Source organism: Rothia sp. HMSC066G07, from assembly GCF_001814485.1.
In the GTDB taxonomy this organism is placed as follows: Bacteria; Actinomycetota; Actinomycetes; order Actinomycetales; family Micrococcaceae; genus Rothia.
The window spans coordinates 81,188-91,068 of sequence record NZ_KV816920.1 but is presented as its reverse complement, the minus strand read 5'-3'; the positions used below and the strand labels follow the sequence as shown (position 1 = coordinate 91,068).

Sequence of the window (9,881 nt, the reverse complement as noted above, 5' to 3'; positions counted from 1 at the left end):
CTCAGCGCCACCGGAGTAGCCCATGGTCCATACCTGGGATGCGTCCAGGTTGTTCTCGCTCACGAAGGACTTCGCGAAGGAGCGGAAGAACTCACCGTTGGTGTTCATGTCTTCCCACCAGGTGATGCCGTCACCGGATGCGTTGGTGTCCGGGGAGATAACCGGTACGAAGACCATGTTGCGGGCGTTAGCGATCTTGCCCATCGCCGCGAGCATGCCCTCGTCGGGGGTGTAGACTTTGGACTCGTCACGCTGCCAGTAGTCACCGTCGAAGTAGAAGACCACGCCAACGGGCTTGGAGTAGTCCAGGTTGTTCGCGTACACGTGGTACTGGGAGGTGGTGCCCGCCGGGGAGGTGTAGCTCTGGTAGGTTGCGGAGCTCATGGTGCGGGCACGCTGAGTGTTCTGCTGCTTCTGCTCAGACTTCTTCTGTTCGGTCTTCTGCTCGACCTTGGGAGCGGCGGTTGCCTTGCCCTTGGTCAGCGAGTTGCTCAGAATCTGCGAGAAGTTGTAGTCGAAGTGGCCCGAGCCGTTCAGAACGGTCGCGGAAGCGTTGGTGTAGCCGGCGTTGCGGTAGGCGTTGTAGCCGCCCTCAACGGCCCCTCGTGCGCTCCAGGTCTGCGGGTAGGTCTCGCCGGAGCCATCGTTCGAGTTTGCGTACCAGAACATGGGCTGGGACTTCAGCGCATCCGAGGGGGTGCCCTCGTCGAGGCCGCCGCCAGCAATCATGATGGATCCGCCGCCGTTACGCCAGGTCTGGGGCTTGGTGTTCAGCTCGTAGGTGATGAACTCAGCGCCACCGGAGTAGCCCATGGTCCACACGTTGGAGGAGTCCACACCGTTAGCCGCGATGAAGGAGGAAGCGAAGGAGCGGAAGAACTCGCCGTTACGCTCCATGTCTTCCCACCAGGTCACGCCAGCGTCGTAACGGTTGGCGTCCGGGGAGATGACGGGCACGAACAGCATGTTCTGTGCCGCTGCGGATGCAGCCATCTGAGCCAGCTCACCGGAGGGGTCGTAGACCTTGGACTGGTCGTTGCGCCAGTAGTCGCCGTCGAAGTAGAAGACCACGCCAACGGGCTTGGAGAAGTCCACGCCCTCAGCGTAGACGTGGTACTGCGAGGTGGTACCAGCCGGGGAGGTGTAGGACAGGAAAGTCTGGTTGGTGCGGGTTGCTGCCACACCGGATGCCGCCTGAGTAGCCTGTGCGGTCTGCGCGGGCTGCGCGGCAGGGGTTGCAGCGCTCTGGGTAGCTGCGGGAGCCTGGGTAGCTGCGGGAGCCTGGGTAGCTGCGGGGGTCTGTGCAACCTGTGCCAGGGTGGGCTGAGCGGAAGGCTGAGCCGCCTGTGCGGACTGGAAGGTAGCCGAGGGGGTTGTCTGCTGAGTTGCCTGGGCAGTGTAGGTCTTCTGGATGGGCTGAACCGCGGTCGTTGCGGGAGCCTGCTGAGTCTGCTTTGCCTGTTCTGCCTGCTGGCGGATCTGCACAGCAACCTGCGAGAGGGTGGGCTGCACGGTGGAGGTGAACAGGGACTTCGGAGCCTGGGTAGCTGCGCCGGGGATGTCCTGAACGACGGGTGCGAATGCGGAAGCGGGTGCTACCAGGGTGCTACCGAGCACGGAGGGTACGGCGATGGCTGCGAGAGAGCCAGCCTTAACGGTGCGGGGGCGAAGTGCCATGGGTTGTCCTCGTTGTTGGTGTTTCGTGGGGCGCGGACGCCCGAGAGTGGTTGAGTGATAGGTGGTCTATAGGTGAGAAGCCTATAGGCGGTCGGCCTGCGAATGTGATGCCGCATGGAGCAAGTCCAGTAACCGTCCCGTGTGTGTTGCGGGGGTTTCCTCGTGTGATGGAGGGGTGCAGTATTCATTTCGGAGAGCTACGCGGCGGACCGCGGTGACCACGTACTCAAAGCTACCAGGTCAAAAAGCCTTTTCCAGCGGTTTTTTGGGGCTATTTTTGGGTATCGAACAAGATTCAATCTTAACAAGAGCTTTTTCTAAGCTTCTAGTTTAACTTGAATCACCCTCAAGTAGAGGTTGAATGGGCTATTTTTCCTTGATTTTCCGGGGTTTTTGAGCGTTTTTTGAAAGAGTTTCAAAAAACTCTACAATTAACTTGAATGTTTCGTATGTGATTACAATCACTTTCAGAGTGAATTGTTGCACTCGAAGCCCAATTTTTGCCAAAAACCGCGGAATTCCGGGGCAAAACGGGTGATTTCCAAGCCCGGAATATAGGCACCTTTCGCATATTCCACTTTGAGAATGCACTTTGAGGCAAAAACAGCCCCCTCGCCACTCCCCCACCCAGGCATCCTATCGGACCCCTCATCACGCTCTTGAGACCCGCCCCAGAGCCCCCTTCAGGACCCCTTTCAGATCCCCTTTCAAGGAGCTCAAAAGCAGCGTCTCAAGAAGGCGTAACCACCCTCCAGCAACCGCTCGGAAGTGACTCCACCACCCCCATGGGCACACCCGCTTGAAGCCCCGATAGACGGACTGAGGAATACCTCGAAAGACGCATCGGGAGACGTTCCGAAACCAGTCCAGGGTACTTTCACGACGGTTCTATGAAATTCCGTGAGGAGGTTTCAAGAGGGGTTTCGAGAGGCCGAAAGATCCACCTCAAGCACCCCGGAAGGGGCAGCAGGCTGCCCCCCCCCCATCAGTCTCCCCGAAGCACCGCCCCGACAAGGTTCAGAAGACCCCCTCCGCAGATTACAGAAGGCAGGAGATACGGAGAGGCAGGAGATATAAAGAAAGCCGCCCAGCAGGCGGCAGAAAGGTAGCACAAGAAGAAGAAAAGTAGGCGGCAAATGAAGACAGGTCGCCGACAGGAAAGGTGCAGGAAGGTGGCGAAAGAAGGCAGACCGGCGGTCGGAAGGTGACGGGAGGACAGCAGAAGGAGACAGGTCGGCGGGAGTACGGGTTTTAGGGAATAAAAAAACTCCCGATAGCTAAGCTATCGGGAGTTATCCGTTGCGGGGACAGGATTTGAACCTGCGACCTCACCGATCTTGTTTGCTGTCGTTCCCACGACTTGGATTTTAAAAGGCGCCACCTTTGGCTCCTATATATTTTCTACCGGGTTTCTGTTGGCTGCGATAAGTTCGGGGTTTTTACTAACGTCGGTGAAACGTGCATAGCTATACTTCACTTGGAAAAGCGTATGTGAGGATAGCTGCACTTCCAACGGATAGGTTTCCAAGTGACGGCAAAGCGAAGTCAGCGTTTGCTAAACTGTTCTATCGAATCCCAGTTTGAGATCGGTCCTTGCAAGTTCCACACCTTCGTTTTATTCCGCTATCACGAAGGCTATTTCCGGCTCTTCCGAGTTGAGTGTGGGTGACCAGGTATTGGTCGGGGGTTGTGGGTAGAGGTCGAGGTCCTTGATGATGAGCGGACTTCTACCACCGCGATCTTCAAAGGACCTCCTGTTGACTTCTTACCGTGACGGATCATGGGGCAGCCACACACAGAGCACGATGCAGTATTCACAGGAACGAGGCAAACACGACCAACTGAAAGAGTGACTTTCCCGCACCAGAAAGCCGAAAAGTCACCCAACCAGCAACACGTAGTGTCCTATAACCCAGAAAGAAAGCTCTCCCTGGAAGCCACTGAGGCTTCCAGGGAGAGCAGTCAGAGAGTGCGAAAGACGAATACACCGCTATCAAGCGTGAGGCGGCCGATGGGGGAGTCGTAGGTGGCGAGCGCCGGATCAGAATTGCTCGGGGTGATCGCGGTAGGCATACGCCCACACTGTCACGGCGACAGTCACAGCGCGAGTCCACGCGTCACGGACAGCGTCCAGTTCTGCGCCCTCGAAGCCCTCCGCCAGGAGACGGTGCCCGACCTCCACAGTCGGCGCGATGAAGGCGAGCACGTAGCGCAGAGGCACGAATGGCGTCGAGTCCGCCCCATCCGCCGCGTTCTTCGCCGCGGTCATGTGTCGAGCTCCAATCAGGTACTGGTAGTCCAACCACGCCTGATCCCGCTCGCGCGTGCACATGTCGATGATCCACTGGGCGAATCGGGGCTTTGACGCCTGCGCGTACTCGGGGTTCGGCTGTCCATCCGGATGCGCGGAATGTGCTGCCAGGTAGGTCTTTTGAGCCAAAATCCCGCGCCACGTGTCGACCATTTCCATGGCATGCGGCGCCAGGATGGGTTCTGCTCGCGCGAGCAGCTCTGCGTCACCGGGCTGGACGTGCGCGGCGGCCTCAATCTGGCGTAGATCCTCGAGTGTGAGCGGAGACGTGGGGACGGCATCGGTGCCGTAGGTGTACCCCGACGAGTGGTCGTAAGCGGTCATGCGAACCTCCTTGAACTTATGCGTCAATTGTAGAACGTGCTCTTGCTCAGCTCAAGTCCTGTGGAGTGGTGTAATCGTTTTGTGTCCTTCGGGGTGGGTTATGCGCTGAGTTGGAGTGGGGGTTCCTCCTGCCCGGTGGGTTGGGGTGTGAGTCGTGATTTGGTGAGGATGTCGAGGCTGAGGTAGCGTCGGCCTTCGGCCCATTCGTCGTTTTGTTCGGCGAGGACGGCTCCGACTAGGCGGATGATTGCTTGTCGGTTGGGGAAGATTCCCACGGTGTCGGTGCGGCGGCGGATTTCGCGGTTGAGGCGTTCGTTGGGGTTGTTGGACCAGATCTGGGTCCACACCCCGGTGGGGAAGGAGGCGAACGCGAGGACGTCTGCCCTGGCTTGATCGAGGTGATCACACACGGCGGGGAGCTTGTCGTTCACGTAGTCCAAGAGCCGGTCGTATTGAGCGTTGACTGAGGCGGCGTCGGGCTGGTCATACACCGAGTGCAGCATCGCTTTGACGGCGGGCCATAGTGCTTTGGGGGTGACGGACATGAGATTAGCGGCGTAGTGGGTACGGCATCGTTGCCAGGTGGCTCCGGGTAGGTTGGCGGCGATGGCCTCAACCAGGCCCAGATGGGCATCACTGGTGACCAGGCGCACGCCGGTGAGGCCTCGGGCGACCAGGTCGGCGAAGAACTCCTTCCAGGCTGGAGCGGTCTCGCTGGTGGACACGCGCACCCCCAGCACTTCGCGGTGTCCGTCATTGTTGACTCCGGTGGCAACCAGAACCGCACACGAGACGACGCGTCCTCCTTCGCGCACCTTCATGGTCAGTGCGTCAGCGGCGACGAACGTGAAAGGCCCGGCATCGTGGAGGGGCCGGTTGCGGAACTGATCCACGTGCTCGTCCAGGTCGGCTGCCATGCGTGAGACCTGGGACTTGGACAGTCCTGTGATCCCCAGGGTTTTGACGAGCTTGTCCATACGGCGCGTGGATACTCCTGCTAGGTAGCAGTCAGCGACCACTGTGATCAAGGCGTTTTCGGAGCGTTTGCGGCGTTGAAGCAACCACTCTGGAAAGTAGGTGCCTGAGCGTAGCTTGGGGATCGCCACGTCAATGGTGCCGACCCTGGTGTCCAAGGGCCGGTAGCGATACCCGTTGCGCTGGGCCTGACGCTGCGGATCTTGTTGACCCCACTGGGCCCCGCACACCGCATCAGCGTCCGCTGAGAGCAACGTGTTAATGACGTGCTGGAGCAAGGAACGCATCAAATCTGGGGATGCCTGGGACAACGCCTCGCCAAGCATGCCAGCAGGGTCGATAATATGAGGAGCGGTCATCGTTGTGCCTCCAAATCATTTCGAGTCAGAAGTAGAAGAGCTTTCTCGAAGGATCACACGGTGACCGCACCCATCACAAGCAACGGGCCGATCACCACACGGTTACACCACTATGCGGGACGCTACTCTTTCACCGCTTAGTTACCGCCTGTTTGAGGCTAAGCGGTATATCGAAAACGTTGGTATATCAGTCAAAACATGGTGTGTTGCCGCCTCTACCGCCTAATTTCTAAAAAGTGTACACGCGAGTGTTCATCTTCCTACATATGCGTGTGTATATATAAAAGTTTTCGGTTTTAGGCGGTGAAGGCGGTAAAGGGTTGGGATTCGGTTGAGATACGAGGGAAAATGCTATACCGCTTTTGCATTTTCAGGCGGTAAACAGCCGGTATCAACGCCGATTAGGCGGTGAAAATCCTCCTCTGCAACCTCCCTCCCACGAGATCATGCACGAGCGAAGATAGTCATACGCCCCGAAGGGGCGTTGGATGATAGTCCTCGATGTTGGGTGATAGTCCCCCCTCCCCCCACCTCGACGACGGGCCTGAGTTTGGCTGAAAGGTAGGGAATAACATAGGGATTCGGTCTCGTCAGGGCAAAACAAAACCCGGTATCTCAGCGACTTTTCGTTGAGATACCGGGTTTTTCTGGTTGCGGGGACAGGATTTGAACCTGCGACCTCCGGGTTATGAGCCCGGCGAGCTACCGAACTGCTCCACCCCGCGGCGACTCATACAACTATACAGACCCCAAACCGGGCATGCAAGCCAAAAACGCGATTTGTAACCAAGCACACAAAAATAGGGGCTGTTGGGTAGAAAGCAGTTGGGTAGAAAGCAGTTGGGTAGGAATAGGGGCTACGGGGCAGTGCCAGGGGTAGAACATACAGGAACGGGGTGGAAGCGATACACTTCCACCCCGTTCCGTCAGAGACCGCTAGAGGTAGTCAGTAGGAGCCGTATCCAGTGCAGGCCCCGGTTCTAGAGCGAGGACGCTAGACCCGTGGACATCCGATCCGTGAGCATCCGGTATGCGCTACTCCCCCGCCGCCTCAGGCATCCTAGTGAGAAGTCGAAAGGCTCGCGCTGGGCTTAGCGCTAGCCGCTGCGCTCGGAGCCGCCGAGGCGCTGGGCGCTGCCGATGCAGAAGCCTTAGCGGACGCCGTGCTCTGCGCCTCCTCAGCCTCCAGAGCCTTCTTCACGGCTGCTTCCAGACGCTTCTGAGCCTCACCGTAGGCAGCCCAGTCGCCCTTCTTCATCGCCGCATCAGCATCGGTCATCGCCTTCGAGGCATCGTTGAGAGCCTGCTTCAGCTCCGAAGACTGCGAAGCCGAAGAACCTCCGGTCGCAGCGCCCGAAGAACCAGAGGAGCCGGAGGCAGAAGCCGAGGGGCTAGCCGCCGAGCCGTCCAGCTTCGCGCCCGAAGAGCCACCAAACACCTGGTTCAGCGCCTCCTCCAGAGTCGGAGCGAAACCGACCTTATCGCCGAAGCTCACCAGCACACGCTGCAGACGCGGGTACTTAGCGTCACCGCTCGACTGCACGTACACCGGCTGAACGTACAGCATGCCGCCGCCCACCGGCAGAGTCAGCATATTGCCGTTAATAACCTCAGACGAACCGCGGCGCAGCAGGTTCAGCTGGTTCGACACCTCAGCATCAGAGTTGAAAATGTTCTGAGCCTGACCCGGACCAGGAACCACCGAAGAACGCGGCAACTCCAGCAGACGCAACTTGCCGTAATCGGGGCTACGCTCGCCGTCCTTACCGGTACCGGCATCACCATTAGCCGCAAGGAAGCCATACATCACGTTACGAGAGTTCGAATCGCTCTGCTGAGGAATGAACGTAGTCGTCAACGAGAAGTGCGCACGAGAATCGCCGGGCATCTGCAGAGACAGGTAGTACGGCGAAATCGGCTGGTTACGATCATTAGTCGGGTCGTTCGGAATCGACCAGACATCGTCACCGGCGTAGAAGCTATTCGCGTTGGTCACGTGGTACTTATTCAGCATGGTGCGCTGAATATTGAACATGTCAGTCGGGTAACGCACGTGGCTCATCAGCGAAGCGTTCATCTCGCGGTAGCTCTTCACCGTGCCAGGGAAAACACCCTGCCACGCCTTCAGCACCGGATCCTCCTCATCCCACGCGTACAGGGTCACCGAACCGTCATACGCGTCCACGGTAGCCTTCACCGAGTTACGGATGTAGTTCACCGAGTTAGAACGCTGAGCACCCGCAGCGGTTGCCGCATCCTGGGAGCTACCCTGCGCATAGGGGAACTGATCGCTCGTAGTGTAAGCATCCACAATCCACTGCACGCGGTTATTCACAATCGCCGGGTACGGCTTAGAATCCACGCTCAGGTACGGCGCCACCTTACGCACACGATCGAGCGGGTTGCGTTCGTACAGAATCTGCGAACCCTCACGCACCGCGTCCGAAAGCAGAATGTCAGAGGACTGGAACTTAATCGCGTAGGACAGACGAGCCAGCAGCGAATCAACGCGAGGACCACCATAACCGGCGAAAGTGTACTTCGCATCGGAGGTGTTGGTTTCCTCAGCAGAGAGCGGACGGTCCAACTCCAGGGTGTCGCCCTTACCGCCCACAATCGAATACTCCGGCGAGCTCATGCCAAAGTAAATACGCGGCTCATAATCCTCGCTCAGGGTACCGGTCGCCTTAATACCGGACTGCAGGAACTTCGGGTTACCCGCAGAATCAACCTGGTTACCGTACGCGGCAATCACACCGTAACCGTGGGTGTACACCACGTGGCGGTTATACCAAGAATCGCCGCTGGTCTGCGCCGGGTTCAGCTCACGAGCCGCCAACACCGTATCCTGCGTGGTGTTACCCACCGCATAGCGGTCCACCGCCAGCTGCGAATCAAAACGGTAGTACGGGCGGAACTGCTGCATCTGCGCAAACGCCGAGGACACAACATTCGGATCCAACAGACGGATATTCGCAATGGTCGCGCTCGAAGAGCTCAACGCACCGGCGCGGGTATCAATCGTCGCGTCATACGGAGTGGTCTCAATCTTGTCCAGACCGTACGCGTAACGGGTCGCATCAATATTGCGCTGAATGAACTTCGACTGAGCACCCTGCTCATTCGGAACCACCTGGAAACGCTGGACAATCCACGGGTACAGGCCGCCAGCAACCACGGCAACAATCACCAGCATCGCGGTGCTAATCAGCGGCAGACGCCAACGATTCATCGAAGCAGCCACCATAAACATGATCGCCACCAGCAGAGCAGAAATCGCCAAAATAGCGTTCACCGGGATCGACGAGTTCACGTCCGTGTACATTGCGCCAGCCCAGCGACCCACCTGCTGCTGAGTTGACGAATAGCGGTCCAACCAGAAGCTCACCGCACGAGTCAGCAAGAACGCAGCCGCCACAATCGCAGCGTGACGGCGGAATGCCGACGTGGTACTCACACCACCGGGCTGCACCTTAATACCGCCGTAGAAGTAGTGCATGAACAGACCCGCGAGCGCCGACAGCACCACAGCGGAGGTCACCAGAGTCACCACCATGCGGAAGAACGGCAACGCAAACAGGAAGAACCCGTAATCCAGACCGAACTCGGGGTCAGTCTTACCGAAGGACTGCTGGTTGAAGAACAGCGCGACGGTGCTCCACTGAGTCATCGTCGCTGAAGCAATGAACAGACCCAACAGCAGCGGAACCACAATCAGCAGAACCTTACGCGCCTTATCCACGCTCTCGTGGTAGCGACGCATGCTCTCCTCAGCACGCTGCTGACCAAACACGTCACGCAGCATCTGCTCGGCAGCATCCGTGCCGCTCGTCGGCACGCTCTGATTCGGGTTCGGCGCCTCCTGCGGCTTCTTCTCGGACGCCGGCGCCACATCAGCATGACGGACCGCGTAGGACATCGAAGCCCACAGCGGCACAGCAATCACCACGGCAGCCACCACAAACACGGCGGCCTTCAACAAAATCTGGGTAGTGAACACGGTGCTATAACCCAGCTGATCAAACCACAGCCAGTCCGTGTACACCTGGGACGCACCCACAAAAGCAGCAATAAGCACCGCCACCACAGCAATCGTTGCCTTCAGGGGGCTACGGCGCTTGGGGGCAGGCTTCGTCGGCTTGGGATGCGCGGTGTTATTGGTCGACTCAGACACAATTCCTCGCTCATCATACGTTCAGAGAAAATAACTGCCTTTAAGTATCTCAGAGGTCAAG

Annotated in this window: 4 protein-coding genes and 1 tRNA gene; all 5 read right to left on the bottom strand. The window is 58.4% G+C overall.

Annotated features, from left to right (window positions below; genetic code table 11):
* Positions 1–1,677: polysaccharide deacetylase (locus HMPREF2971_RS01325; RefSeq protein WP_070690780.1), on the bottom strand; the 1,677-nt coding region annotated here is incomplete at its 3' end.
* 2,041 nt (positions 1,678–3,718) lie between these two features.
* Positions 3,719–4,312, bottom strand: a complete 594-nt coding sequence (locus HMPREF2971_RS01320) for a protoglobin domain-containing protein (RefSeq protein ID WP_005505324.1) — start codon at positions 4,310–4,312, stop codon at positions 3,719–3,721.
* Between the two features lie 98 nt (positions 4,313–4,410).
* Positions 4,411–5,646: an IS256 family transposase gene (locus HMPREF2971_RS01315; RefSeq protein ID WP_070690777.1), complete on the bottom strand. Its 1,236-nt coding sequence runs from the start codon at positions 5,644–5,646 to the stop codon at positions 4,411–4,413.
* Positions 5,647–6,294: 648 nt separating this feature from the next.
* Positions 6,295–6,371: transfer RNA gene (locus tag HMPREF2971_RS01310), tRNA-Met, on the bottom strand.
* 335 nt (positions 6,372–6,706) lie between these two features.
* The gene (locus tag HMPREF2971_RS01305) at positions 6,707–9,820 is read right to left on the bottom strand and encodes a UPF0182 family membrane protein (protein WP_070690774.1); all 3,114 of its coding nucleotides are present in this window, start codon (positions 9,818–9,820) and stop codon (positions 6,707–6,709) included.
* Positions 9,821–9,881: the final 61 nt, after the last annotated feature.